The following is a 26000-nucleotide window of genomic DNA, read 5'->3' on the forward strand; positions in this document are numbered from 1 at the left end:
TCCAGCTAGTAGGCACCGTGTGGTGCCTCGATTGTCATGTGAAGTAACGTACTAATTATTTAATATTGAATGCAACAGGAAAATCCCGCCTCATGCTTTCAGCCTTCAGCCTCGAACCTCAAACCCTGCACTCAGCGAATCACCTGAATCTCCTTCCACCGTTCCGACCGGTAGCGCCACAGCAAGAGTCCCATCCGAACGGTCCAGTCGACGATCATCGCGCTCCACACGAAGAGCACATCGAGTGCGAGCCAAGGCCCTGCGATCATCGCGAGCGGTATGCGGACTCCCCACATGCCGATCGTCGTCGTTACCATGATGAACCTGGTATCGCCTGCTCCACGCAACGAGCCGGCCAGAACCATGGTGAGTGCGAGCGGGATCTGTAAGATTGCCACGATACGCAGGAATATCGTCCCGAGTTCGACGACCGCTTCGTCATTGGTAAAGGCTCGCAGAAGTAGGTAAGGAAAGAAAAAGAAGAGGACGCCCATTGCGGCCATGGCTATCGTGGCCAGACGGTTGGCTTCCCAGTTTTCGAGTTTGGCCCGGACATACTTTCCCGCGCCGATACTCTGGCCCACCATCGTGGCTGCCGCGATCGCGAAGCCGTAGCCTGGCAGGAACGATAGAGATTCGATCGACAGGCCGACTTGATGGGCGGCGTACGTCACCGTGCCGTAGAGCAGGACGATTTTCGTATAGAGGATGATTCCCGTCTGTTGAAACATTCGCTCGCCGGAGACCGAGGCTCCGATCTGCCAGGTGGAGCGGAGGAGATCGTATCTAATATGGAAAGATTTCTTGAAGAGCGTTCGGCAGGCCCAGAGCAGATAGACCACGCCTGCTGCTTCCGCAACCCCCGTTGCAACTGCTGCTCCCGTGATGCCCCAGGCAGGGAAACCCCAGAGTCCGTAGATCAGGGGGTAGGCGATTGTCAGATAGAGGAGATTGATCACGATCAAGGCATACATCGGAGTCTTGGTGTCTCCGGTGCCTTGCATGATCGATGAGAGCACCTGCAAGAAGATCGTACAGGGAATGACCAGGAAGATGAGGTTCGAATAGGGAAGGGCCAGTGAGATGACGTCGTTCTCTGCGCCAAGCAGATTCATGAGGACACGATTCAGGGACCAACCGAGTGCCATGAGCATGCAGGATATGATAGCGGCCAATCCCAGGAGATGGGTGGCAGCCTCCCCGACGTCTTTGGTCCGGCGAGCACCCCAGAGTTGGGCGATGAGGACATTCGCACCCACCGATAATCCGGAAACGAGTGTGGTGGCCATGAAGGCCAGCAACTGGCCGAGTCCGACCGCTGCAATGGATGTAGCGCCGAGACCGCCGACGAGGAACACGGCGGCGATACCCTCGGTACGTTGGAGCAGGGTGCTGACCGTGACTGGTAAGGCAAGGGTCAGGACGGAGCTTCTGATCTGTGCAACGCGAGATGCCATGCGCTCAGCATCCTAGCAGGATGAAGCAGACAGTTACTTGGTTTATTTGGTTTGTCTCGTTTGTTTGGTTATACAAGACCAACCAGATAAACAAAACAAACCAGATCAACCAGTCTCAGCCGCCTCGCGATTCTCGCGAGGCTATCGGGCTGGACAAACGCCGGTCTGGCCGTTTAGGGTCTATTGATCATGAGTGAACTCAGCGATCTCTCGCCGACGGCTCCTCTGAAGGCTTTGCGCCTGTCAAAGTCAAAATTCCTGTCAGGCCTTCAATGTCATAAGCGTCTGTACCTCGAAGTCCATCATCCGTCTCTGGCGACGAAGCCGGATGCGGCAACTCAGGCGATGTTCGATATGGGAACAGAAGTTGGAGAATTGGCACGGAGCCGTTTTCCTGGCGGTATCCTGGTGACGGCTGGGTATCGCCAATCAGAAGCAGCGCTTGAGCAGACTGCCGCACTGGTCCAGGACCTTGCCGTGCCTGCCATCTTCGAAGGGGCATTTGTGCACGGTGGGGTGCTGATTCGCGCAGATGTGCTGGCGCGTGTCAGGACCGAAGAGGGACAATTTCGTGGCTGGCGTCTGATCGAGGTCAAGTCTTCGACCAGGGTCAAGGACGTGCACCTCGAAGACCTCGCCGTTCAAAGCGAAGTGATATTAGGGGCGGGCCTGGCGCTCGCGTCCGTCTGTCTCATGCATATCAATACCGGGTACCTCTACCGGAATGGCGCGATTGATCTGACTGAATTGTTTGCGATTCAGGACCTATCGGAGGCTGTCGCGCAACGGCGGGCTCAGGTACCTGAGCGGTTGGCCGAGATGGGTCGTATGTTACTCCAGACGGAACCTCCTGCCATTGAACCGGATCGCCATTGTCACACACCCTATGATTGCCCCTTCTGGGACCATTGCACCAAAGACAAGCCGGCTCGGTGGATTCATTACTTGCCTGGATCGAAGCAGGTGGTCGATCAGTTGACTCAGCAGGGGGTGATGACAATCGATGAGATACCAGTTGGCACGAAGCTGTCCGCGGTCCAGCGTCGTGTGAAGGAGAATATTGAGTGGGTGTCACCGAAACTGGGTCCTGTGCTGAAGGCGGTCCAATATCCGGTACATCACCTCGATTTTGAAACGGTGATGCTGCCGGTGCCGCGATTTTTGGAAACGAGACCCTATCAAGCCTTACCGGTCCAGTGGTCGAATCATATCGAGCAGGCAACCGGCGAACTGCAGCACGAGGAGTTTCTGCATAAGAACCTGAGCGATCCCCGGAACGTCCTTGCTGAGGCTCTGCTGGCTTCGCTTGGAAGCAAAGGGAGCATCTGTGTGTACTCGGCCTATGAAAAGTCCGTCATCGAGCAGCTGGCGGAGGCGCTTCCTACGTTGCGAACGGCTCTCCGAGCACTGGTGCAACGCATCTGGGATCTGCATCCCATCGTACGCGATCATTACTATCATCCACGTTTCAATGGATCTTACTCACTGAAGGAGGTTCTTCCCGCTCTCATCCCATCGCTAAGGTATGACGACCTGGCGATCAAAGAAGGAGGACATGCGGCCAGTGAGTACTACCGTATGGTCTTTGTCGAAACGGATTGGGTTGAGCGGGCGACGATTGAAGAGGCGCTGCTGCGATACTGTGCCCGGGATACCTTGGCGATGGTGGAGCTCCGGCGCGCATTAATGGAAAAGGCGCAGATGTCAAGCGACACTAGTCAGATGGGGTAGGCAGACGGGAACCCAAGGCCTGTGCACCATCCACGCCCTGTCTCTTCGGCGGCGATGGTAGGTGTGTGAAGCGGGCCAGTGCCGGACTGAAGGACTAGGAACGAGGGCCACACCGGTTAGAATTGGGCGAGCTTGCGGTCAGCCCATCGAGTCGGACGCAAGACAGCACTTAACGCGGCGATAGTACAGATGAGGGCCAATGCGGCCAAGCCCGCCATCAGAAAAAAACCGCCCCGAATATCATGGAGGACCGTATCATTCATGATGGGCCTCTTCTCTTGGTGATTGTGCTCTTGTCCACTCATCCATCCGCAGGGCAGATCCAGCCTGTTGCGAGATCAAGCCTGATCAACTGATATCCGCAACAGGGACAATGTCTCGTGCGGATCTGCTGCTGCCAGCTATCTACGAATTTTCCGCTGGAAGCTCTCACAGGATTTGTCTATGCCTCACATCACGCAGACGCCCCATGAATCCTGCTTCTTGCTGTAAAAGTACTGTTGAAGAGCCTGAAAATCTATGCAGCTTTCGTGGGGAGATGGCCACCTCGAAAGGGCTAAGGTTTACTCAGGCTTGTAACGCACTGCCGGTCATGAGCTTCGTACCTGGCATTCTGAGTCCGTCCGGTTGCCACTAGATTGGGTAGTCCCCATCTTCTGGGGATAATCCTGTGTATAACATTGGGCTCGAGTGCAGAATGGGCCGGAGTAACCTCCCGGATAGCACGGTGCCTATTTTTTGGGCATTGGGCCTCACAAATCCGACCCGCTATATGTTGTGGTCATCGAAGTCATCCGGGGCAATAATCCACATTTGCTATTGACTCGACTATTCGCGTTCGGTTGGTACGGGTGTACTTGCCGGAATACCCAGAGATCACCCCTAGATCACAATACTTATCCACAGCTAAGGGTCCTTTCGAATTCTTCCCATGTCCCGCACAACAAATTTATGTGTCTAGCAGGGTGTCGACAAACTACTTGAACAGAACAGACACACAAGGTCTGGATACTCGCAGCCCCTTTCAGAAGCCATCGCAGGCTGTTCAGAAAGGCTAGCCTTCTCACCCACCCAACCCCGGCGCGTCAAGACGCGCCGTTGCCACGGGCAAGGCCACAGCAAGCGATCTAAGATAGGTCTTCCAATCTCGTTCGTTTACTTTATCCTAGGGATGGCCCGGATGAGTCCCCCACTGCGCGCGTCCAACGAGGGCCTTCTGAGGCCGCGCGTTGCGCGAGCACAGGGGACTCACCGGGCCATCCCTCCCCCTGCTGGCGGACTTTGTCAACAGTCTGCTAGTAAGGTATCTGCTCATGGCCCCTTGCAGTAGCGCCTCACTCAATCCGCTACCGACAAGCGACTCTCCTGTATTCAGAAGGCATATCCCCGAGATACCGCTTTGGGAGGCTGAGTGCCCCACTTAGGGTTATGGCGCTTGGCCATGACTCGGGGTAATCTCTTTGTATGACCACCCCTCTTCATGGCTTGAGTCATGCATTTACCCCATAAGTTCGCGGTCTACGAGAGGCCGGCCGAGAGGCGATCCGACGTCATCCAACGTTGTAATAGGCACTCGACGCAAGATGTGCGCAACTAAAGGAGGGACAAGGATGAACCTGAAACACAAACAAGAAATACGGAAGTATCCTCAATCATGGGGTAATTTGGCTGTCGATCATGAAGTCCTTGATGCCACTCAAGGCCTCAGGACTCGGCACCGCTCTCTTGCACCGGTTTCGGTATTGAACGTTCCTGAGGAGGAATCTGAAGCTGATTCCCTCGGTCCCGCAAAGGGAATCAGCTTGGGAGTTGGATTGTCCATCCTACTGTGGTCCGTCATCATTCTTGTTATGTCGAGGATCCTCTAACCGTTAGCATCAACAGTCCACAAGAGATTCTTCGTTGGAGCAGCTCGCCCGCATTATTCATGACTCTTGTGCTGCAATCGCCGATCCGCTGTTGCGATACGCCGGCGGCCGGCGGGCTCGCCCCTCAGCGGGGCTGGTTCTAGGCCGGCGCTCAAGGAGGGTACAGGAGAAGGAGAGATTCTCTCCTTTCAGTGGGATATGCACATGGATATGGAGTAGTACTATATTCGTCTGGAGCCTGAGCCGGCCCAAACGCATATGTCACGTCGTCCGGAAATAACCGGATGATTTCTTGAAGGTGATGTTAAAAGCGAAGGAAGTATGAAGCTGTGAATATTCAAGCAGCCCACGGATGATGTGTGCGAAAGGGCCAGCGCGTGAAGAGTCTTGAGCATGATTGGACTGCCTTCAGGAAGCGGCTGGACATGTCAGGGGTACTGTTCCATGATCTGGGACGGACTGGAAGGCGGAATCTTCTGAGGCAGGGATGCTGGGCAGTGGCTATGAAGATTTGCGGCTACCGGTTACAGTGGGGGGAGGTACCAGGCCTGAGTAAGTCGGGCCTGGCCGTGAAACCTGTTACAAATTGGCGGAGAGGGTGGGGATCGAACCCACGGTCCCGTTGCCAGGACAGCAGTTTTCGAGACTGCCCGATTCGGCCACTCTCGCACCTCTCCGCTAGGTAGAACTTTCCTCACGCCGAGGTAGGGTTGCTGGCATAAGTAGCATCGCTGCGATCGGCTGTGGGAGCTTACCCTGGAGAGTCTGATTTTTCAATCCCCTGAACCGGGAACGTATCAATGAATCCTAGCATAGCTGAGCCGGTCGTGGCCTTCCCGTCCATTGAAGGACTGACGACGGCAGATCATTCTCTGCCACTCAGACTGGTCGGCCGGACTGTTCATGTTTGGGGCTTTTCTCTTGATGGAAACGCCGCGGTGTTGAAACGTTGCCGTGCCTGGCTGAGCGAGGAAGAGTGTGGAAGGGCTGCTCGGTTCATCCGCCGGGAAGATCAGATCCGATACGGCCTCGCGCATGGCGGTTTGCGGGCTGTGCTTGCTCGCTACACCGGACTCGATCCGGCGGCATTGCGGTTCCAAGCCGGCGCGACCGGCAAACCAGCCTTGTTGGATGAGCAGGGGAACCAGCACGAACTCCGTTTCAATCTATCTCATTCTCGCGGGCGTATGCTCATTGCTGTGACCCGGGGACAGGATGTCGGGATCGATCTCGAAGAGGTAAGGGACAAGGCCGAGGTCGACAAGCTCGCCGAACGGTTTTATTCGCCCGTTGAATATCAGGAGATCATGAGCCGGTCCGGACTTGCCCGGGTGCAGCAGTTCTATCGCTACTGGGTAGCCAAGGAAGCGGTACTAAAAGGTCAAGGGGTTGGCCTACTGTCACTGCGTAGCTGCGAGGTCTTCACTCCACCCGATGCGACGGGCTCGGGGGTGTGTCCACCCGACGGGGCAGGGCTCCAGCCAGGATGGATGATTCGATGGCTTGCCTGTGGTGGCGGCTGGCAAGGAGCAGTGGCCCTCTACGGAAAGGATTGGAACGTGAGCGCACAGACCGCCGAGGAGGTTTGAGGCTGGGGGGATGTTAGAGGTTGGAGGCTTAAGGCTGGAGAAAGGCGTGTCATTCGGTCCGTAATCGTCGAAAGAATTGTTTGAGCAGTGCCTGGCTTTCTTCTTCCAGAACTCCTCCTGCCACCTCGACACGGTGATTCAAGCGGGGTTCATTTGTGAAATCCATCACCGATCCACAGGCGCCGGCCTTGGGGTCTCGGGCGCCGAAGACCAGACGGGGAATCCGCGCAAGGATGATGGCGCCAAGGCACATGGCGCAGGGTTCGAGAGTCACATAGAGAGTCGTGTCAATGAGCCGCCAGCTGCCGAGGGCTTTCGCTGTCTCACGGATGACGATCATCTCGGCGTGGGCGGTGGGGTCTTGCCAGGTTTCGCGATAATTGTGGGAGCGGGCGAGTATCGCGCCGTTGTGGACCAGAAGCGCCGCGATAGGAATTTCTGAGATCGCCGTAGCGCGGGCAGCTTCCTCGATCGCCGCCCGCATGAAGGTCACGTCCTGATTCTGTTCATCCGTCGGCACAGTAAGAACTCTTTCGTTCATAAGGGGTGGCTGGACTGATCCCATCTGCGCGCGTCGAACGAGCACCTTCCGATCGTGCGCGTTCCGCGAGCACGGGGATCGGCTCAGCCATCCCGCCGCTTTTTCAGCATCCTGCTATGACCGGCTCAAGAGGTATATCTGTCCAGTCGGTTGCGGGCTGCCGCCCGAGGGCTCAAGGCTGACAGCAAAGTTCTTCGCCTCGTTGAAGGTCGGCAGCTTTTTAACCAGGAGGCGAGCGGTTTCTCCGGCATTCATGCGAAACGTTCCAATACCCACCGGTTTGTCGTGAACAGCCCATAGTTGGTAGGTCGTACCAGCGGGGCATTCCGGGAGGTTCACAGAGTAGAGCCAAGCGTTTTGCGTTCGAGAATCGTACAGCAGGAATCCTACGGCTTGCTTCGCCACGTCCGATCCGGCGAGAGACACGGCCTTAATGTTGGGACTTCGAAGCAGGGTGGCGAACTCGTCTTGCGGAGTCGCGATAGTGCGACTCCCGTTGCGCTGGGTCAATTGTGTATGCGCCTCTTCCAGCTCAGTCTCACGCAGGGCCAGTTGTTCCTTGGCCACCGTTATTTCGTGCGTTCTCCGCTGCAGTTCGTCGCGCAATTCGTCGAGGGTTTTGGCCTGTTCCTTGGCCTCGCGCTGCGCAGCGGTTAGCGCTGCCGACTTGTCCTTGAGCGAGGCTTCGAGTTGGTTGATGTTCGATGTGTCGATGGAACGTTGTGTCGAAATATTCCACACGAGTAGCCCGACGACTGCCACGACCAGGACTGCTGCGATGCCAAGAGCCCATGGTAGTGACGATGATTTGGCAGGGGCCACAGGAGGAAAGAGATGGTCCATCCATTCACCCGGTTCCAAACTCTGCCGGACCGGTTCGACCTTTGGCGGCAGTTCCACTGGAACCGGCGCCGGGCCTCGCTCAGCCATGATCTTGGATTTGAGGGCCTGTGGGGGCTTGATCGGACTGAGGCTCAGCGGGAGGAGCGCCGCGATGGATTGATAGTCCTTCAGCGCAGCATGACAGGCGCTGCAGCCGGAGAGTAAGTGGGCTTCCAGTGCCTGTCGCTCGGTTCGGTCCAGGGCGCCTGCGGCATACAAGGGAACTGATGCTTCAAGTTCTTCGTGTGTCATTGCAGATCACCAGTGTTCCGCCACTGTTGGAGAACCTCCCGGAGTTTGGACATCCCAAGTTTGATTCTGGTTTTCACAGTACCGAGCGGCTGGTTCAACCGCGACGCGATCTCGGTATGGGAGAGTCCCTCATAGTAGGCCAATTCAATCGCTTGTTGCTGGGCCTGGGGCAATCCCGCCACAGCCGTTATTACCGCAGTACGGAGTTCTTGATCGGCTTTCGTTTCAAACGGACTCGGGCCCTCATCGGTTAGCTGCGTCGCAGTCCCGGCTTCCACCGAGCCCGTAGTGTGATGGCCTCGCGCGGTTCTGGCGCGTAGCCGGTCTATGGCACGGCTCTTGGTGAGGGTGATCAGCCATGCAATCGGTGTTCCCCGCCCGACGTCATAGCGAGAGACCTTTCGCCAGACTTCCAAATAGACATCCTGCAAGAGTTCTGCAGCCTCCTCGTGATTTCCCAAGATCCTCACTGCCAGCGTAAACAAGAGCGTGCTCGAATGGTCATAGAGTTGGCTGAAAGCCTGGTGATCACCTTTAGCCACGCGGGCCAGTAGGGTCGGATCAATCGTAGAGGTGGCTTGCTGTGAGGGTGTATCCATAACGAACGAACGTCAGACTGTAACGAAAATCCAGGATCGCCCCATGTCCGCCACGACTATAGCATCCTACGGAGAGAACCGGCAAAAGGATGTGCGTTTCAGCAGGATGCTGAAAAAGTCCGCCAGCGGCGTTCTCGCCTTGAACGCATCCTCAATGTACCCCTGAGGGTACGCCTCCGGTGCGTTCATCGGCTGCGGCCTTGCTGGACGATCTTTTTGAGCATCCTGCGGGAGAGTTATGCACTTGGGGACTTGTTTGGATACTATTCGGGTGTCTCGCTGTTCAATGCAGCATTGTCAGAAAGAATGGCTCGAGACCGGCATCCCGGAAAGATTGACGGAGCAGGAGAGATGCTGTAGCCGGATCGTATTGTGCTACCCGCCAGGGCCCCAGCCGGACGACATAATTTGCTTGCTTCTGTCTGTTGGACGCAGCAAGAAGGTCGGCCATGTGCGGGGATATTGGGAATGTGAGCGAGGCGATCTTGGAGTGAGAGGGGAGAGATCGGAGTGGTGCAGGGGCAAGGACATCAACCGTGGCTACCCATCGGAGTAGCAGGGCCAGAAGATGCTGGAAGATGGAAAGTCTCGCGAGCGCATGAATAGTCCTGGTGCCAGATTGGACGACCACAGCCCACGCCTGAGTCTTGAGGCTATTCTGTTGTTCCGAGGCGGATACTGCCGGTAGGCCTTGTCCGAATGATATGTAAGTGCCCTCGCGCAGCACTCCCGTAACTATTCCGATTACAGAGCTTGGCTCGACGATCTCGCAGCTGCTTTCTGTTGCGTCGCCTCTGGTCAGGAGGGTGCCTCGTGGATCGATAGAGGTAATGCGGTGGCAGACGAGCAGAGAGCCATTCCGAAATACAACGATCGAGCCAACGGTCAGAGAGGTCGGAGGACTGAGTTCAAGCCTGTCGCCAGCCTGAATCGTCGGTGTCATGCTCGAAGAGACGATACGAGGGACGACCATGTTGCTGAGGAGCGGCAGTTGAAGTTCATCCGGTAAGTCCTGCACAGCAAAACGGCGATCCAAACTGAACGAGGGTAGGAGCTGGATCATGAGGATGTCCTGGCTCTTTGGTCAGCGAAGAGACGGATCATCATGCGGACGAGCAAGATGTTTCCCGCTCTTGCGAGTTGCCACCATCTGGCGATGGTGGTCTGCCGGGGCCGCTTTGCACGGTCACTTCCATACCGATAAGCCAGGAAGAGCGAGGAGGGGAGGAGGGTGTGTCGGAGCCAGGCAAGCCTGCGCCCAGGCGGTTGTGTGATCCACAATAAAAAATGGCCCAGTTCGGGAAGCGGCTGGGTCGTCACTAATCGTCGGAAAAGGAACTCCAGTGCCTGTTCAGCCATCGTCTCCGGCGCGAGTTGCTGGATTACGGAAGAAGGAATATCGATGGTCGCATTCGACAATGCCAGTTGGCGAAGGCCGTGGTAGAAAGGAATCTTGAGGTGGTGTCGGATCGATTCCTCGACAAGCCGGGGCCAATGGAGCGGTTCCTTCTGGAACAATAACTGGAGATCGGTGAAAAAAGAAGGGGAGAGATGCCCCCGATGCACGACTGTGTAGGCGATGAGATAGAGCAACAGGTCGTCGGATGCCAGGTGCTTGACCGTTACCTGACCAAGCTGTCTCGTACATGCTCGTTTCCATAGAGCGGCAAGGCCCTCTTCGTCGAGATACCAGAGCTCCGGGATTAGATCCAGAGCGAGTGCGGAGTTGGACGAACGATAGGCAGGGTTGCCATCGATCTGTTGTGTAAATCCTGCCTCAAGCAGCAGCCGGTGAATAGAAGGAAGGTCCCGTTCATGGACCAGCAGATCCACGTCTGAGAGGGGCCTGGTCCCACGCATGCCATAAAGGCGCGAGAGCAGATCGGCCCCTTTCAGAAGGATGCAGTCTATGCCCTGCTGCTGGAACATCCGGCCGACGAGTTCATACTCATCGAGCAGACGTTTGTTGACCTGGCTGACCAGCTGGTAGGCGTCAGCGAGATCGTCGAGGGTCAAGGAGGGCATGGGTGTGATACTCCAATTGTGCCCACTCCTTAAAGTGCGGGAGGCACGAACTCATATCTCCTGTTTCGAGCCAAGCATCGCTTCGACCCTGCCGGCAGTGGGGCCGCACCTCACAGGTGGGACATTCGTAACGGTCGCTCGGGTGCGCTTGGTCGACAGTCTGCTTGAGCAGCTCCCAGCCTTCTTTCACCGTCCCGGTGCGGAGATCATAGCTCGGGATCGGGAAGGCGGTGCAGAGGTTCATTTTTCCATAGGGAGTGATCGCAAATCGAGTGTGGCCGCAGGCGCATTCGATGAAGGACTCCGGAGTGGAACAGGCTGTTTCCGGCCCGTCATTGCTCCGGTATGAGAGCAGCTCACGATCGATCAGAGCCTTGTGCTCGGGAGCAAGGCGATATTGTAATGGCATCCGGTCGCCGGTGATGGTGGTCATGATCTCCAGACAATATTGGAATTTCATCCGTAGGGATTCCACGAGGTGTCGACATGCCTGGATTTCATTGTAGTTGATGGTAGTCACAGGCATCCGAACGACGACGGGCAACGAGGCAGCGGCAAGATTGAGCAGACCCTGTCGAAACTGGCGATAGGAGCCTGGGACTCCGGTCATCTGCTCATAGACTTCTTCTGTCGCGCCATAAATCGAGACATTAATTTGACTGACCGCAGCTTCATGGAGGAGATCCGCGAAGGATGCGGTGATTCGGGTGGCGTTGGTCATGAGGTGAGTCATCAATCCCTGCCGACGTGTATGTCGAAGAATGTCACCGATGTCGGGGCGTATGCTTGGTTCGCCTCCGGTAAACGTGATGGTGAGCACGCCAAGATCAGAGATCTGGTTGAGGAGCGTACAAATCTCTAAGGTCGTGAGTTCATGGGGTAGTGCACGATGGGTCGGATTGTAGCAATGGACGCATCGCAGGTTGCAGCCGTAGGTCAACTCGAAGGTCACCCCTTCCGGCCGGCGTGACGCATTTGCTTTGGTCGAGAGCAATTCATGAAAGGTATCAGCATCCAGGTTCTTCATGGAGACACCAGTGCTATCCCTTCCAGCTGATTCTGGACGTAGTCCACAATATCAGGACATTTCGCAAATATGAGTCGCCGGCAAGGAACATGAGAGACCAGGTCGCTCAAAAACGCCAGTGTGGATTCCATGGCGGCGCGATCCCAATGGGGAAGAAAACATTGGGGGAGGATCAGTGCCAGCGCGGCAGCGGGAGAGAGCTTGTCGATCTGGTGTTGTGGCCCATGACTGATGCAAAATAGTTCTGTCAGCGGGCCCGACTCGTTCTTCGCGTAGGCGCCGCTGCCGACCCACGGCGTCCCATGTACGACAAAGTCCCCTCCGTCCTTGCGGATGATCATGCGCTCATCGCTTAACACACATGCGCCACGGGCATCGAAGAACTCCGACAGCGTGGATTTGCCTGTGCCAGAGGCCCCAGTGAAGATGTATCCTCCTGTCGGTGAAAGGACCCCTGCCGAGTGGAGGAGAATCCCTCCCTCACGCGCAAGTCTGGTCAATAGACATGCTTCAACAATAGGGTTAATGATCTTCATTGGCACCCAGCCCACCGCCGAGCCGGTCTTTTCACCTTTTGTCCACACATCTACATGTGAAAAGTCTTTGGTGATGAGTGCGAGAGCGTAGGGTTGGTGGGTCTCGGTATCCAGAGACTCTAATAGCGAACCAGCAGCTGTCTCATAGAGACGCCAAAGGCCGTGGCAGGCATCGAATTGGAGTGGCCCATGTGTCAGGCTCGGGAGTGCCTCGACAACCGTGACGGCGGTCTCGATATCCATCTGTCGGTCGGAATGGTCGAGGAATCCACCGAACGGATGCATCGGCCAGCTGATGGGCGGATGGTCTTGGGCTTCCGTCAGCCTGATTCTATAACCGGCGATAGAAAGTTCGATTTTCATCTTTACGAAGGGCGCATGCCACTGTCACCCACAGCGGCTGCTTTCTTACAGGCTCCTGGTCGGCAGCGGATATCACCGCCGCCTGCCATGGGATTGGAGGCGGTTAAACTGCAGGCGCTCAAGATGGCCTGCTCCTGGCTCAGCTCGACTCGGAAGAGTTGGGGAGGGCTGTAGGGTTTTTTTTCAGTCATGATGTGCCACTACCTCCTTGCTCGTTCTGCGCAATGGGTGAATCAATGTCTGATGCATCGTCGATTGTGCCAGCGCAAGCGCGACGTCACAATCATAAGGAATTGGAGCTTCGGCTGCGCCACATTCCCAGCGCGCGTCCGAGGGCTTCTTATCGCAAAATGTATGGATTTCGCAGGCGCGGCAGGGCGACTCGCCCTGGTATCGCATGTTCCAAATCTCCCTGAAGAGCGTTGCAATGGCATCTGCAAGTCGATGTGTACGGAGCGAGACCCGTCGTTCATATTGCAGGGTGCAGCTGCCGAGTTCCCCCCAGGCATTGATGTGGATTGTGTCCGTTCCACAGCCGCAGCGATAGAGTCGGTCTGTGTCGGGAGTCTGTAACATGGTGGACAGACTGCAGGACTCCTCGTCTCCCTCGGATGCCGATTGATCCTCGTGCAGCGAAGCCACGTCGTCTGGAGCCATCCGGTAGGTAAGGGACGAGAGCTCGCCGTTGAGTCGAGGCGAGAGCGAGGTCGTGAAGCCGAAGTTCTGCCCGAATGATTCCACGAATTGTCTGATGGCGGGAATCTCATGCCTATTCCAGTTCATGGCTTTCGTTTTGAGGGTAAAGGGCAGGCCACTCTCTCTCAACAATTCAAGCCCGCGAGTGAAGGCACGGAAGGAGCCCGGAATTTGTGTGAACCAGTCGAACGGTTCTTCCGTTACGGAGTGGCAGGAAATATCGATGGTAAAGGGCGGCATTTCCTGCAGCCGTTCGATGACGGCCTTCGTGAAGAGCGTGCCGTTGGTGTAGAGCTGGAGTAAGAAACCTTTCCGAACGGCGGCTTCATAAATCTCAAAAAACTGAGGGTGCATGAAAATATCGCCCCCGGTCAGATTGAGCCAGACAATGCCGATCTGCTGCATTTCGTCCAGCAGTCGATGGATTTCATCGAGCATCAGTTCGCGCGGAAAGAAGTCCTTGTGGTTATAGGGATCCGTGTAGCAATGGCGGCAATGGAGGTTGCAGCGGTAGGTCAGTTCGAGTTGGGCCTTGATGACACGCTGCTGCGCCGCTGCCTGCTCGTGGACTCGCTGACTGAAGTCGCCATACTGGATGGTTGGAATGGTTCTCTCGTCAGGCATGGTGCATCGTGGGTTGAATTAGAGCCGGTTCCAGGGGGACTTTCCAGTCGCAGGCGAAGTCCGGTAGGACTTCGAAAAACCCTCTCTGGAATGAGCCGCTTCGCAAATCGTAACTCTGTCGGCGATTACCGGAGCACAGTTGCAATTGGCCATAGGCATCGATATGGAATCTTTGCATGCCGCTTCGACAGGGCGCCGGTTCCACCGAATTACGTTGGACAGCATCTCTCTGGAGATCCAGATCCTGTCGATTCAGAGCTGCAAGGTCCTGTTCTAATAGCGCATATTGAAATGGACCTGCGCCGCCGTCAAGCTCCGGTCTCATTTCTTCGCCGAGCTTGTAGCTCACCGCACCCAGAGACTCGACATACCGCTTGATATCGAGGATCTCTCCCTGATTCAGCGTCATTGCCGTGCTCTTGAGAACCAGAGGAATCTGTCGCTCGAGGAGGATCCTGATTGCCAGGAGGCATCGGTCATAGGAGCCCTGTCCCAGGGTAATCAGTTCGAAGGTCTCGCGGGTTATGCCATGCAGGCTGATTTCAATGCGGTGGGGCCGCAGCGCGGCAAAGCGGTCGGCCTGCGCTTCCGTGATCAGGGTCCCGTTTGTAAAAACCGTAACCAGGAATCCACAGTGGATGGCATATTCATAGAGTTGAAAAAAGTCCGGGCGGGCAAGCGGTTCCCCTCCTGTCAGGCAGAGCTCCAACGTCCCGGCCTCGGCCAGCTCATCCATGATGCGGAGGATATCAGCAGTGGGGAGCTCTTGACGGATCGCATCCGGACGATTGAAGCAATCCGTATAACACATGACACAGTGTAGGTTGCAACGGCAGGTCACCTCCCATTGGCAGGAGTAGGGGAAACGGTCGGGAAGGTGGGTCAGTTTATCCTGCACAAGCATGAGTCATCTCGCCACCTCTTCGACCGCCCGGATGGAGAGGAGGTCGTCAAGCAGCGACGTGAAGTCCTTTGCCAGCTGGTCTGATCCAACCTCATATTCGTTGCAGAAGTCAGCCATGATGGCTTGCGCCGACCGCTGGCCGTCGATTCGGTTCCAGAGTGCTGCCCCGGTTTCGTTCAAGACATAGATGCTATTGGCTTCGGTTAACGTCCGTCGAATAGGGACCAGTATACATTCGCCTGCGACGTCACGCTGCACATAGTCGGGGTGCTTGGTATAGATCGCAGAGGGATTCATTACTAGTAGAGGATAGCAAATCCTTTGGGGGCCTTCTAGCGCTAATTTCTGGAATGATAAGCTCTGGGCTGGCTCGGGCCGTTACGAGCACCATGAAAGTACGGCATAGCCTTCGTGCCAGGATAAGTAGTCGACTGTAGCGCCTGCGCCACGGAGTTCTGACCTGATCTCTTCTTCATCGACGAAGGCATGTAGGAAGTGGTTCTGGGAACAGGTGTCGCCAAATTGATATGACTGATTGGCTCCCGGAAGCCTGATGAACCAACAATTGAGTCTGTGAATGAGCCGCTGGGTTCTTGTGTTCATGTCCCGAGCGATCAAAAAGTTGAGCACAACAAGGCCATGTTCGTTCATGCATGAACGCAGGCTCTGGAGCCAAGCCTGTCGCTGCTGTCGGCCGGGAATCGAACTGTACATGATGCCGGACATGAACACATAGTCCACTCGCGCGGGGCCGACCGGGATGGCTAGGAAATCCGCTTGGGCAAAGACAGGCTTCGAGCAGTTGATCGAAGATTGCCGGGAGGCGACGCACAGGCTTTCACGATTGATATCGAGGCCCGCGACGAGAAAACCTCGCTGTGCCAGTGCGATAGACTCGCGACCTACGCCGGCTCCAAGCACTAAGACGGTGCCGGACGTCATTTTGTGGCGCGCGAGCACGGCTTCTTCCCAGCCCTCCAATGTCCACTTGTACCAGGTTTCAGGAAGGCGTTCTGCCACATCCTTGTAACTGTTGTTGTAGTGGTTGCGGATCAGTTCGGTCAGCTCTTTTGGCGACAACAATGCTGGGAGCATTCCGGTGAGGAGCTGCTGAACGCGGAACAGGAGCCCTGCCGTCTTCTCGCAGATTCGGACGAGAACGATGATGATATGAGCAACTAGGCGCACGATCTGATCTCCTTAGGAGACTGTTGAACAAGTTCGCCAGCAGGAGGAAGGATGGCCCGGTGAGTCCCCTGTGCTCGCGCAACGCGCGGCCTCAGCAGGCCCTCGTTGGACGCGCGCAGTGGGGGGGACTCATCCGGGTCACTCTTAGGGTCTATAAACCGAGCCAACTTGGAAGAACTCTCTTTGGTCGCTCGCTGCGGCCTTGCTGGACGACCTTCTTGAACAGTCTCCCAGTTCTGCGCGAATCATCCGTGACCGTCTGCTCCGTATCTTTTTCCTTTCCTGGACGGCTTTTCAACCCCTGTCAGCCGGGCATTGGTTTGCGCTCAGATTTTGCTGAGTTGCTGCGCGATGACGGCTGCCGCTTCGGCTCCACCGGTTGGGGAAGGCGCCGGCAACGAGGGCACTGACGAGGCCCAGACTTGCTGTAAGCCAGGCTCCCACCGGCCCCGCACAAAGTCGGCGGCCGACAATTCGACGCCGCGTCCGTAGCGATGCAGATAATCAACCAACGGCGGTTCGTCGGCAAAATTGTATCGCCGGACGTACAGGAGGGGTTGTTGAAGTTCGACCGCCTCTGCAATTGTGCCGTAGCCCGGTTTTGTCATGATGATATCGACAGAAGCCATCAATGTTTTGAATGAGAAAGGGAGAGAGTGAGTCGAGACGAACCTGGTGCTGCCTGGTAGTATGGGCCCATCGAACAGAAACCGATAGTTTGTGAGTTGCTCGAGATTGGCAAATGGGAGGGAGGTCATCGGAATACCGCCGAATCCGACAAGCACGGTACGTTCGCCCGGAGACAGAGCCAGCACTGCGGCGAGCTGTCTGTGAGCCGGCGCAGCCGGCTCGGCGATGGGGCTGATGTCGTTGACGCGCTGAAAGACATCGATCTTCGGGGCAGGGATGATGCGCAGGGCCACATCGGCTTGCGCGTAACTCTGACGAATTGAATGAAGGAGCCCCGCTTTGTCGATGGAAGGAGGGGCAACGAAATCCGACAGAATCAGATCCCAGGTGAAGCTCGCCAAGGCGACGGTGGGAATCGCTGCGGCCTTTCCAGCCGCGAGGGCCAGATAGGGCGTATCGGCAAGAACCACATCAGGCCGGGCGGCCTTCATCGCGGTCACTTCCTGCTGAAGCCGGTCGTTCCATGTTCCGTGGAATCGCTCGTGCTCCCGCCAGGTCGCTTCCACGTCGATGGTCAGAGGACCATCCTGAATGCAGCCGATGTCTTGCTGGACGGCGCTCAGTTCCCAGGGTATCACGAGACGATTTTTGAAGAACGAGGCAGGGACGGTGGTTCGCAAGATGGCATGCAGACCGGGAAGGAGTCGCCCGAGGGCATTAAGGACCGGCACGACCTGCGCGGCATGTCCAAACCCATGTGCAGAAATCGCAGCCCAGATCAGTGGCAAGGCGGGGTGACTCTCACTGGTTAGGAATGTGTTGACAAACTACATGAGCAGAATAGCCACGCAAGGTCTGGATACTCGCAGACCAGTTGAAAAGCCATCGCAGGCTGTTCAGAAAGGCCGCCCAGCAAGGCCGCAGCAAGCGACGAGGCGAAGCGTACTCTCTGTAGTACGTTGAGCCTCTGAGCGCGGCGAGAACGCCGCTGGTGGACTTTCTCAACAGCCTGTTAGCTGCTCGAGTAGCCCGACTCCATCGGGGCAATACCGTACATGAGTTCCAAGTCGAACTCCTCGACCAGTTCGTTGAATGCGCCAGCGCCCATGTCGGACCGAACTTCGCTCATGACCAAATCGATCGCTGGAGCAGCATGTTGTCCATACTGCGTGACAGCCGAATCAATACGTTTTCTGGCGTCGTCGAGATTCATGACGGACTCCCTTAGTCGTGCCGCCGTATTTATCCGAGAGTGCGAAGCAACTGCTGCAGTTCCGGCACGAGGTCCTGTCCACCGTTGGACCGGCCCGATACAGCAGCGTCAATGCCGGCCGTGAGAACCCGCCTGGCTTCATTGTGTTTGCCAAGTCCGATGAGCGCGCGGCCCAGGGCCAGATGCGATGCCACGTGCGTCGGGTCAAGCTGTGTGGCGACGGTCAGGTGCTCAACGATCTCTTCGAGACTCCCGCCTTCTTGAATAAGTTTATTCCCGAGCCCGAAACGGCCGAGAAAGCCCCGTGGGTTTTTTGCGACCATCTGCCTGAACGAATCAAGATCCACGCCGGCCTCCTGGATGAGTGTCGGGCGCATGATACCACTTTTGTTCGTCGTTCGTGAAGTGTCGTTCCTAACTCGTGTCCGTAAGTGGTCTCTCGTCGTTCGCGAGAGACCACTTTATGCTTCACGGTTTCGTGATTCGTGATAGGGCTATTGAGGAGAAGTTTTTTCGATCGGTTGAGACACGGGGATTGCACGTGGAAGCGAGCGGCGGACTCCGACCGAGACGGTGCGAATCGGGGTGTCCTGGGGGTGCTCCTTGCTCGCAAGATAGAAGGGCGCGTCCTGAATCACCTGATTGAGTAGGGAGGATAGACAGACCTCCGTGACCTGACCTTTCAACTGCTCGATGACTTCCGGATTCGCGCCGAACAGATTGTAGTGGGCTGATCCGTGAGACGTGGCGTGATAGCGCTTGATCTGCCCGTCCCATCGTTCCGTCTCAAGCGACATCTCTGCAGCGTAGTCGTACCTCAGCGAAATGAATGGCGCCAGTGTAAACATCGACGCGCTGATGACGAAGCCACGCCAGGCAGCTTGTCCGGCATGGGGCTCCACAACATTGTCGATCGACAAGCGTACTGTGACGCGAGCCTGGTCCGCAGCTGGTTGAGAGTGTCCAGACTGAAAATGTTGAGAGAACAGACGCGTCGCTTCGATGGCCCCGAGCACCTGCCGTTCAAGAAGGGCGGGTGGCGCGATCGATGAGCCGTTGTGGGTGACCCGTATCGTTTCAAGCAGCAGAGGCACTCGATCGTCGGTGGCTACAGTGGTGTTGGCAGGCGGAGTGGACTCTATGGGTGTAGCGAGTTCGATCCAATGGGAACAGCCGGCTCCGGTGCCCAACGTCATGGCGAGGGCGATGCTGATCAAGGGTCGTGAGGGAAACTGGCCCATCGTCTTGCCTCCTCTTGAGTCAGAAATAGAATGAAAACCCGCCAAAGGGCAGGCTGGCATTGAGTCCGATATTCGGGTAACTCGTGCCAGCATTGGATATATGCTGAAAGCGATAGCCGATGTTGAGCGCGACTTGATCGGTCAGGAAATAGGAGACCCCGAATCCCGCTGACAGTATGAAGTTGAACTGCCCGGACTCTTCAGGAATCTTTCCGGTGAGATCGCTCCAAAAGGGACCTCCGGCGAATTCGGTATAGGGTCGGATACGATCCCATGCGACGAAGCTGTATTTGATTTTCGGGGTGAAGCCGACGCCGTGCGTGAGAATCGGTTCCTGGAACTGGATGTAGACCATCTCGGCCCCGACGGAGACCTGCCCCCGATACCAGCTGCTCCCCAGCGGATCAGTGATGGTGATCATCCATGAGGGCATGAAGACCGGGCCCTCTTGTTATGTGGTCCTCCGTGAGACGATGGGGGAGTATGTAGCCGACGGCGAGTCCGACTTCTTGAGTGCCGACGGTGATGGTCGGTGAGCTCTCAGCGGCATAGAGGAAGGGAGTCGTCATGAGCGAGCCAAGGGTCAAGGCTGTGAGGACTCGGTTAATAAATGACATGAGGCGTCCACGTCACTGCCCCTGTCGGATTGTTCATGATGAAAGTTGAGGCCATAGGGTGATGTTCCAACGGTAACAGAGGATATATTTCTGTCCAGACATATGAGGCATTCGGCCTGATCGAAAGTGAATGATTGCTGGACAGCCGGTTGAGGCTGTTCAGATAAGGCCGGCTTCTGCGTCCATTGTTCGGGAATCGTCGACGCGGTTTGATAAGTCCTGCCGGATTCAATCAAGAAAATGAAAACAATGTTCAGATGGCGAAATCTGCCGTAGGATGGTCCGGGCTATTCACTTACGTCGTACTGGCGAGCCAGCTGCCATGCCAAATCTGCAAATTTTGTCAAAAGACGACACGGCTATCGAGGCTACACCGAGAGGTTGCTCTACGGCGAAGCTCGTGGTGCAATGGGCGGTCGGGGCGGTGCTCGCCTTTCTCATTGGATCGTGGTTGGTGTGGTGGGCGCTCTATCTTCAGCAGCACTTCGTGGAGGAGGAGATCCGGGGCGCCTGTCAACGCGTGATGCCTGAGACCCTGGAGCGTTGCGTGGACACAGTGATTATTCAACGCGGGGGAGCAAAACGGTGATTTGCTGGATGCGGTTGGCCTTGGTCGCTGTATTGTGTGGGAAACTTACAATCGTAGGTCTGGCATGCGCGGTTCAGAATGCAGCGGCGCAGGATCCCGGCACAGAATCACGACCCAAGTTCGACATCGCAATTGGCACTTGGATCAGCACTGGGGATACGCGGTGGAAGCACAATGCCTCTTCCGTTGCCGGCTTGGGGAATCCGACGTCAAAGCTTACCTATGAAGATGTTGGAACGAATGTGATTGAACTGACCGGGACGGTCTGGCTCACATCGCGATGGTTTGCACGCCTCAACGGAGGTGGCGCTGCTATCGGTGGTGGAAGACTGACCGATAACGATTATGGGTCAGTTGGAGGGCAGAGGTTGTTCTCGAGCACCAATAGCGACATATCAGGAAACAGCATGTGGTACCTGAATGCGGACGGCGGTTTTAGGATAGCGGAATACCCAAACCATCGCGGCTGGCTGGATCTGTTTGGAGGGTTTCAGTGGTGGTATACGAAATATGAAGCGACGGGAGTGGCGCAGGTGGCCTGCGACAATTCGGCCGTGCCTGTGTCGCTGGGTATCACATGCCCTCCAGTGGGAACTGTGACCAATCAAGGGGAAACAGTTATCACCAATACCACCAATTGGTATTCGCTGCGCGCTGGAGCCTCTACGGAATATCGACTGACCAGGCGATTAAGCGTGATAGGAACTGCAGTTCTTATTCCTCTGAGCATCATCGACAACGACGATATTCATCACCTGAGAGTGTCCGGCCCCGATGCGCTCCAGCAAAATCCGAGTATCTCGATGTTGGGGTGGGGAGTTGGAGCCGATGCAGATGCCGGATTACGACTGGCGCTGGTCAAGAATTTTTTCGTCAATGTCGGCTACCGTGTCTGGTGGAACTACGCGGTTGACGGGAATGTGACGTTTCACGGCGTGAACGGCTCTTCCGAATATCCCCTCACCCAGTTTCAATCCTTCCGCCAAGGGCTCACTGCCAGTCTCAACTATACGTTCTAAAGGATGCGGATAACGGCGCGCGACACGCGAGACGAGCGGGAAAAGCGCGACGGGTGAGGATTTGAGTATTTCGGAACTGTGAACCCTGAGCTTCACGTCACGCCTTTCTCTCGAGTCCCGCCTGTCCCGCACACGGAGAGTGATAAGCCTACCGCTTGCGGCCTGTCGGGAGAGTTTCGTCCTCGTATTGGGCAAAGAGCCGCTTGGCTTCCGGATGGAGGTGACTTGGATGGCCGTGAGGGATTCCGACGGTGCGAAAGAGCGGGGTAAGTTTGCCGTTCGGATGCAGGTAGCCGGCCCGAAGCGGGACGGTGCGCGTACTGTGGCGGATCAAGTGGCAGGGAGTCGGTCTGATCGAGGTAAGCCACTCGGCAATATCATGCGGGTTGCCGATTGAGGCAGAGAGCAAGAGCAGCCGCGCTTGACTTGGGCAGAAGATGATCGTCTCTTCCCAGACGACGCCCCGCTCCGGATCTGCGATATATTGCGACTCGTCCAAAATGACGAGACCAAGCGTGTCCAACCGGATATCGATCTCACCGCTTCCTGCGTCATAGAGCAGATTCCGCAAGATTTCCGTCGTCATGATGAGCAGGGGCGCCTGCCCGTTGTCGCGCCGATCGCCGGTCAGAATGCCGACCTGGTCTGGACCGAAGATTCTTGAGAACTCCGTGTACTTCGTATTCGAGAGAGCCTTGAGAGGAGAGGTATAGATGACGGTCCGATTCTCCTCGATGGCGCGGCGAGCCGCTTCGATCGCGACGTAGGTCTTTCCGCTTCCCGTCGGGACGCTCACGACCACGTCACTTTCTTTGAGTTTGGTGATGGCGTCTTCTTGCCAGGCGTCCGGAACAAAGGCCTGCGGCTTCGGTACTCCCAGCCCTTCCAACCAGCTTGACAGGGTGATGGCCGGTTCATGGGAATCCTGCTCGATCGGCCCCTGTGCCGTATGACGCCTGGATGCCACGGCCTTCGGTTTCGGCGCGGCGATGATTCGAGATGCGGGTGGAGCGGGGCGATCCTGGCGTTCGCCGATCAAGGTCATCAGGTCGGATTCAAAGCCTGCACGGTTCTCGGCGGAATGGCGTAACAAGATTTCGATAAGCCGGCGTTTGCCTGCGCGGAAATGTCGCTGCACACGCCCTCGTGCGAGGCGGTGCAAGAGGGCGATCGGTTGTTGTGCCAGGAGTTGTTCGAGTTCTTGGGTCGTCATCTTTGTTTCGTTGATCGTGAAGCGTGAAGCGTGAAGCGTCCGAATCCAAGAACGAGATACGCTTCACGAACGGCGAGCGACGTCTTCATGGCAATTCCTCCAGCACGCCACGACGGAGGGCAGCAATGGCGCGCGAGGCTGTGTCTGCCAACCCCGGGTGTGTGTCCTTCAGTTGGTGCAGTTGTGACAGGAATTCCAGGGTTCGCGCCAAGAGACGATAGATATCCCCTTCAGCCATCGTCGTGCTTTTGCAAAGACCTATCCAGGTGAGTGTGGGGTCGCCGATCCACCGTTCTGTCACGGCGGCGACGTCGGCCCGCAAGAGAGGTGGATCTTCATGCGGCGAAAGTGCTGAGGCCAGTTTTCGGACTTGCCCGAGCAATGAGCCCAATCCGGAACTGACTCGCGGGAAAGCGCCGGGTCGATCGTCATCATGCGCGATGCTCGACATCACGGCGGCCAGCATCGCGGGATCGCCTCCGTTAAACGCCTCAGCCCGGATCAATTCCGTGATAAGCAACGAATGATCGATGCGGATGAGCCTGGCCCATTCGCCGTCAGCTGTCAGGTGTGTTGTCGGAGTGAGATACCCGAACTGTTGCAGGACGTCGATCTTCTCCTGGAAACGGTGCCAGAGACTCGTGCGCAGGGCCTGGATCGATTTGAGATGGCGGTGCTGCTCCTGCCGAAGTTTAGATGCGCGGGGATAGTCTCTTTGACAGGCAGACCGCGAAGGGCAGGTCGGGCAGGCAAAGTCGCCCAGAGTTTGCACGATAGCGTCTGGAATCGGTTCATCATCCTTCGGAATCAGGATGGGAAGCTCCGGCAGCCTGCCGGGCAACTCTTCCAGGTGATGGAGTAATTCTTCCACGCTTTCCGGCGTGCACCAGGGATAGACCGGCGCGTCCACACAGTCCAGGATACGGTCGGATACTTCGGTCACTGTAGAGGCGGGAGATTCGGTAATGCCTCCGCCTAGACGCAGCGCCGTAATCATCGGGCTCTTCTGTCCCTTGCTGCGATATTGCCGCAAGACCACGCCTCGGCTGCGGCCGAACCCCACCACACGACCGGGAGTGAGAAAATGAAATCGTGCGGCGACTTCCGGTGGCTCGTGCCTTCTGACCGGGACCCGGTGTGATTTCTGCCGGCGGACCTGGTCGAAGGTTTGCCATTCTGTGATCCAGTCGGTGCAGACGCGCGGCCCGAACGGCTCCATCTGGTTGTGCAGATCGTCCAGCTTCCGTTCCAAAACCTCGGCGCGCTGGTTGAGCTGGAATTGTGCAAAGCTTTTGGCGAGAATCGGTTGGATTTGATCCAGGGGATGCGCTTTCAGGAGGTTGAGGACCATGGGATAGCTGATGAGAAATTGGCTGTTGATCGCTTCCGGATGGCCGGTGAAACCTTTGGTCAGTATATGAAGATCGATATACGGGGAAGGGGTCACGATGGCGAAGCCAACGAGATCTTTTCCCCGGCGTCCTGCCCTGCCGGCAATCTGCTGCACTTCGCCGATCGTCAAGTCCGTGAAGTCGCGAGACTTGCGAATGCTGGACTGCGTGATGATGACCGTCCGGGCAGGAAAGTCGACTCCGGCGGCCAGTGTGGTGGTGGCAAACACGGCATCGAGGCAGCCATGACGCATCAGTTCTTCGACCGCGATTTTCCATGAGGGGAGATGGCCTGCATGATGCGCGGCTACGCCGATGCGCTGGACGGTTGGGATGAGCGGGTGATCAGCGATGCTGGGATATTGGGCGATCACCTTGTCCAGCACGGCGGCGATTGCTTGCTGACGAATCGGCGGGAGGAGGATTTGGCTGTGGTCAAAGCCCTGCATCGCTTCGTCGCAGGCGCGCCGCGACGTAAGGAACACAATGGCGGGGGTCAAATGCTTGTCGCGGAGAGCGAGAATCAGATCAACCGGATGAATCGAGGGAGGCATGCAATTTCATTCCCTTTGCAATCACGACCAAGCCGGATTCGGTGACGGTAAATCGCTTGGCGTCGGCTTCCCGGTCATACCCGATTTCCGAGTTAGGCGGGATGATGACATCCTTGTCGATGATGGCCCGTCTGATCCGGCTGTGTGCGCCGATGACGACGTTTTCCATGATGATCGATTCACGAACGTCCGCATTGTCCTGGACACGGACGTTCGGCGAAAGCACTGAGTTCTGCACCCGGCCACCGGAAAAGATGCAGCCGCCGCAGACGATGGAATCCAGGGCCACGCCCATCCTGCCGCCCTGATAGTCTTGCGCGAAAACGAATTTTGCCGGTGCAAATTGCCCTTGGTAGGTTCGAATCGCCCAATGCTGGTCGTAGAGATTGAAGAGGGGATCCACCGCGACGAGATCCATGTTCGCTTCCCAGTATGCGTCCAATGTTCCGATATCCCGCCAATACTTCACGTCCTTTTTGTTCGCGTCGACAAACTTGTAGGCGTAGACGCGACGATCTCGAATCATTTTTGGCATGATGTTTTTCCCGAAGTCGTGACTGCCGCCTTCCTGCGCGTCGGCCATCAAATACTCGCGGAGGACGTTGGTGCGAAACAGGTAAATGCCCATCGAGCCAAAGGCATGGGTCGGGTCGTTGGGGATCGAGGGCGGGTGAGCCGGTTTCTCGATGAATTCCGTAATCCGAAAATCCTCATCCACACCGATCACGCCGAACCGATGGGCATCTTCGATCGGAATATCGATCGCGCCGACCACAGCATCGGCGCCTTTCGCAAGCAGCCAATGGAACATTTCCATATAGTTCATCTTGTAGATATGGTCGCCGGCAAGGATCAGGACATAGTCCGGTTGTTCGCTGTCGAGGAGAAACAGGTTTTGGTAGACCGCGTCGGCGGTGCCTTGGTACCATTCTTCGCTGATGCGTTGCTGGGGTGGAATCGAGGCGATAAATTCGCCGAGTTCGCCGTTGAGGATGTTCCAGCCCGTGCGGATATGACGGTCAAGTGAGTGGGATTTGTATTGGATAAGGACCGCGACTTTTCGAAGCCCGGAGTTGAGGCAATTGCTGAGCGTGAAGTCGATAATGCGATATTTCCCACCAAAGGGAACTGCCGGCTTGGCTCGATGCTCGGTGAGAGGGTAAAGACGTTCGCCCTTCCCACCCGCCAGCACCATGGTGAAAATGTTCCCCATTGCGGCGAATTGTAGCAGGACGCTGTGAAAATAGAAAG

Annotated in this window: 28 protein-coding genes and 1 tRNA gene; 5 read left to right on the plus strand and 24 right to left on the minus strand. The window is 56.6% G+C overall.

Annotation, left to right across the window (positions count from 1 at the left end):
* Positions 1-131: 131 nt before the first annotated feature.
* Positions 132-1457, minus strand: a complete 1326-nt coding sequence (locus HZB34_05645) for an MATE family efflux transporter (protein MBI5315436.1) — start codon at positions 1455-1457, stop codon at positions 132-134.
* A gap of 189 nt (positions 1458-1646) precedes the next feature.
* On the opposite strand from HZB34_05645, the gene HZB34_05650 reads away from it, so the two are divergent.
* Positions 1647-3188: a DUF2779 domain-containing protein gene (locus tag HZB34_05650; GenBank protein ID MBI5315437.1), complete on the plus strand. Its 1542-nt coding sequence runs from the start codon at positions 1647-1649 to the stop codon at positions 3186-3188.
* 116 nt (positions 3189-3304) lie between these two features.
* On the opposite strand, the gene HZB34_05655 is transcribed toward HZB34_05650, so the two are convergent.
* A complete protein-coding gene (locus HZB34_05655) occupies positions 3305-3451 on the minus strand; it encodes a hypothetical protein (GenBank protein MBI5315438.1) in 147 nt (48 codons plus the stop codon).
* Between the two features lie 1347 nt (positions 3452-4798).
* Between HZB34_05655 and HZB34_05660 the strand changes: the two genes are divergently transcribed.
* Complete coding sequence (locus HZB34_05660; protein ID MBI5315439.1) at positions 4799-5056, plus strand: hypothetical protein; 258 nt, start codon at positions 4799-4801, stop codon at positions 5054-5056.
* Positions 5057-5643: 587 nt separating this feature from the next.
* Here HZB34_05660 and HZB34_05665 read toward each other — a convergent pair.
* A tRNA-Ser gene (locus HZB34_05665) sits at positions 5644-5733 on the minus strand.
* Positions 5734-5856: 123 nt separating this feature from the next.
* Between HZB34_05665 and HZB34_05670 the strand changes: the two genes are divergently transcribed.
* The gene (locus HZB34_05670; protein MBI5315440.1) at positions 5857-6645 is read left to right on the plus strand and encodes a 4'-phosphopantetheinyl transferase superfamily protein; all 789 of its coding nucleotides are present in this window, start codon (positions 5857-5859) and stop codon (positions 6643-6645) included.
* A 49-nt stretch (positions 6646-6694) separates the two neighbouring features.
* On the opposite strand, the gene HZB34_05675 is transcribed toward HZB34_05670, so the two are convergent.
* The 18 genes from HZB34_05675 to HZB34_05760 all read right to left on the minus strand — a co-directional run bounded on the left by HZB34_05675 (position 6695) and on the right by HZB34_05760 (position 19983).
* Positions 6695-7186, minus strand: coding sequence for a nucleoside deaminase (locus HZB34_05675; protein MBI5315441.1), 492 nt, complete (start codon positions 7184-7186; stop codon positions 6695-6697).
* Between the two features lie 114 nt (positions 7187-7300).
* The gene (locus HZB34_05680) at positions 7301-8320 is read right to left on the minus strand and encodes an anti-sigma factor (GenBank protein MBI5315442.1); all 1020 of its coding nucleotides are present in this window, start codon (positions 8318-8320) and stop codon (positions 7301-7303) included.
* Positions 8317-8919: a sigma-70 family RNA polymerase sigma factor gene (locus HZB34_05685; GenBank protein MBI5315443.1), complete on the minus strand. Its 603-nt coding sequence runs from the start codon at positions 8917-8919 to the stop codon at positions 8317-8319. The genes HZB34_05680 and HZB34_05685 overlap by 4 nt, the downstream gene beginning before the upstream one ends.
* Before the next feature lie 283 nt (positions 8920-9202).
* On the minus strand, positions 9203-9982 hold the full coding sequence (locus HZB34_05690) for a S24/S26 family peptidase (GenBank protein MBI5315444.1): 780 nt from the start codon (positions 9980-9982) through the stop codon (positions 9203-9205).
* Positions 9979-10944: a nucleotidyltransferase family protein gene (locus HZB34_05695; protein ID MBI5315445.1), complete on the minus strand. Its 966-nt coding sequence runs from the start codon at positions 10942-10944 to the stop codon at positions 9979-9981. Before HZB34_05695 ends, HZB34_05690 begins: the two co-directional genes overlap by 4 nt.
* The gene (locus HZB34_05700; protein ID MBI5315446.1) at positions 10913-11971 is read right to left on the minus strand and encodes a radical SAM protein; all 1059 of its coding nucleotides are present in this window, start codon (positions 11969-11971) and stop codon (positions 10913-10915) included. Before HZB34_05700 ends, HZB34_05695 begins: the two co-directional genes overlap by 32 nt.
* A complete protein-coding gene (locus HZB34_05705) occupies positions 11968-12870 on the minus strand; it encodes a hypothetical protein (protein ID MBI5315447.1) in 903 nt (300 codons plus the stop codon). The genes HZB34_05700 and HZB34_05705 overlap by 4 nt, the downstream gene beginning before the upstream one ends.
* Positions 12871-12872: 2 nt before the next feature.
* On the minus strand, positions 12873-13061 hold the full coding sequence (locus tag HZB34_05710) for a hypothetical protein (GenBank protein MBI5315448.1): 189 nt from the start codon (positions 13059-13061) through the stop codon (positions 12873-12875).
* The gene (locus HZB34_05715) at positions 13054-14190 is read right to left on the minus strand and encodes a radical SAM protein (GenBank protein ID MBI5315449.1); all 1137 of its coding nucleotides are present in this window, start codon (positions 14188-14190) and stop codon (positions 13054-13056) included. Before HZB34_05715 ends, HZB34_05710 begins: the two co-directional genes overlap by 8 nt.
* The gene (locus HZB34_05720; protein ID MBI5315450.1) at positions 14183-15094 is read right to left on the minus strand and encodes a radical SAM protein; all 912 of its coding nucleotides are present in this window, start codon (positions 15092-15094) and stop codon (positions 14183-14185) included. Before HZB34_05720 ends, HZB34_05715 begins: the two co-directional genes overlap by 8 nt.
* 3 nt (positions 15095-15097) lie before the next feature.
* Positions 15098-15391, minus strand: coding sequence for a PqqD family protein (locus HZB34_05725; GenBank protein ID MBI5315451.1), 294 nt, complete (start codon positions 15389-15391; stop codon positions 15098-15100).
* 81 nt (positions 15392-15472) lie between these two features.
* Positions 15473-16036: a class I SAM-dependent methyltransferase gene (locus HZB34_05730; protein ID MBI5315452.1), complete on the minus strand. Its 564-nt coding sequence runs from the start codon at positions 16034-16036 to the stop codon at positions 15473-15475.
* 572 nt (positions 16037-16608) lie between these two features.
* The gene (locus HZB34_05735; GenBank protein ID MBI5315453.1) at positions 16609-17700 is read right to left on the minus strand and encodes a hypothetical protein; all 1092 of its coding nucleotides are present in this window, start codon (positions 17698-17700) and stop codon (positions 16609-16611) included.
* Between the two features lie 224 nt (positions 17701-17924).
* Positions 17925-18125, minus strand: a complete 201-nt coding sequence (locus tag HZB34_05740) for a hypothetical protein (GenBank protein ID MBI5315454.1) — start codon at positions 18123-18125, stop codon at positions 17925-17927.
* 29 nt (positions 18126-18154) lie between these two features.
* The gene (locus HZB34_05745; protein MBI5315455.1) at positions 18155-18502 is read right to left on the minus strand and encodes a tetratricopeptide repeat protein; all 348 of its coding nucleotides are present in this window, start codon (positions 18500-18502) and stop codon (positions 18155-18157) included.
* 117 nt (positions 18503-18619) lie between these two features.
* The gene (locus tag HZB34_05750; GenBank protein MBI5315456.1) at positions 18620-19366 is read right to left on the minus strand and encodes a hypothetical protein; all 747 of its coding nucleotides are present in this window, start codon (positions 19364-19366) and stop codon (positions 18620-18622) included.
* A gap of 19 nt (positions 19367-19385) precedes the next feature.
* On the minus strand, positions 19386-19799 hold the full coding sequence (locus HZB34_05755; protein MBI5315457.1) for an acyloxyacyl hydrolase: 414 nt from the start codon (positions 19797-19799) through the stop codon (positions 19386-19388).
* On the minus strand, positions 19771-19983 hold the full coding sequence (locus HZB34_05760; GenBank protein MBI5315458.1) for a hypothetical protein: 213 nt from the start codon (positions 19981-19983) through the stop codon (positions 19771-19773). The genes HZB34_05755 and HZB34_05760 overlap by 29 nt, the downstream gene beginning before the upstream one ends.
* Positions 19984-20305: 322 nt before the next feature.
* On the opposite strand from HZB34_05760, the gene HZB34_05765 reads away from it, so the two are divergent.
* Both HZB34_05765 and HZB34_05770 read left to right on the plus strand, forming a co-directional pair.
* Positions 20306-20572: a hypothetical protein gene (locus tag HZB34_05765; protein ID MBI5315459.1), complete on the plus strand. Its 267-nt coding sequence runs from the start codon at positions 20306-20308 to the stop codon at positions 20570-20572.
* Positions 20569-21591 (plus strand): hypothetical protein, encoded by a 1023-nt coding sequence (locus HZB34_05770; protein MBI5315460.1) that lies wholly within the window; start codon positions 20569-20571, stop codon positions 21589-21591. The genes HZB34_05765 and HZB34_05770 overlap by 4 nt, the downstream gene beginning before the upstream one ends.
* Before the next feature lie 148 nt (positions 21592-21739).
* Here the strand turns inward: HZB34_05770 and HZB34_05775 are convergent, their stop codons facing one another.
* From HZB34_05775 to glgC, 3 genes are all read right to left on the minus strand, one after another.
* Positions 21740-22804 (minus strand): DEAD/DEAH box helicase, encoded by a 1065-nt coding sequence (locus HZB34_05775; GenBank protein ID MBI5315461.1) that lies wholly within the window; start codon positions 22802-22804, stop codon positions 21740-21742.
* Between the two features lie 85 nt (positions 22805-22889).
* Positions 22890-24749: a hypothetical protein gene (locus HZB34_05780; GenBank protein MBI5315462.1), complete on the minus strand. Its 1860-nt coding sequence runs from the start codon at positions 24747-24749 to the stop codon at positions 22890-22892.
* On the minus strand, positions 24724-25962 hold the full coding sequence (gene glgC, locus HZB34_05785; protein ID MBI5315463.1) for a glucose-1-phosphate adenylyltransferase: 1239 nt from the start codon (positions 25960-25962) through the stop codon (positions 24724-24726). The genes HZB34_05780 and glgC overlap by 26 nt, the downstream gene beginning before the upstream one ends.
* Positions 25963-26000: the final 38 nt, after the last annotated feature.

This window comes from Nitrospirota bacterium, assembly GCA_016219645.1.
Lineage (GTDB): Bacteria > Nitrospirota > Nitrospiria > Nitrospirales > Nitrospiraceae > Palsa-1315.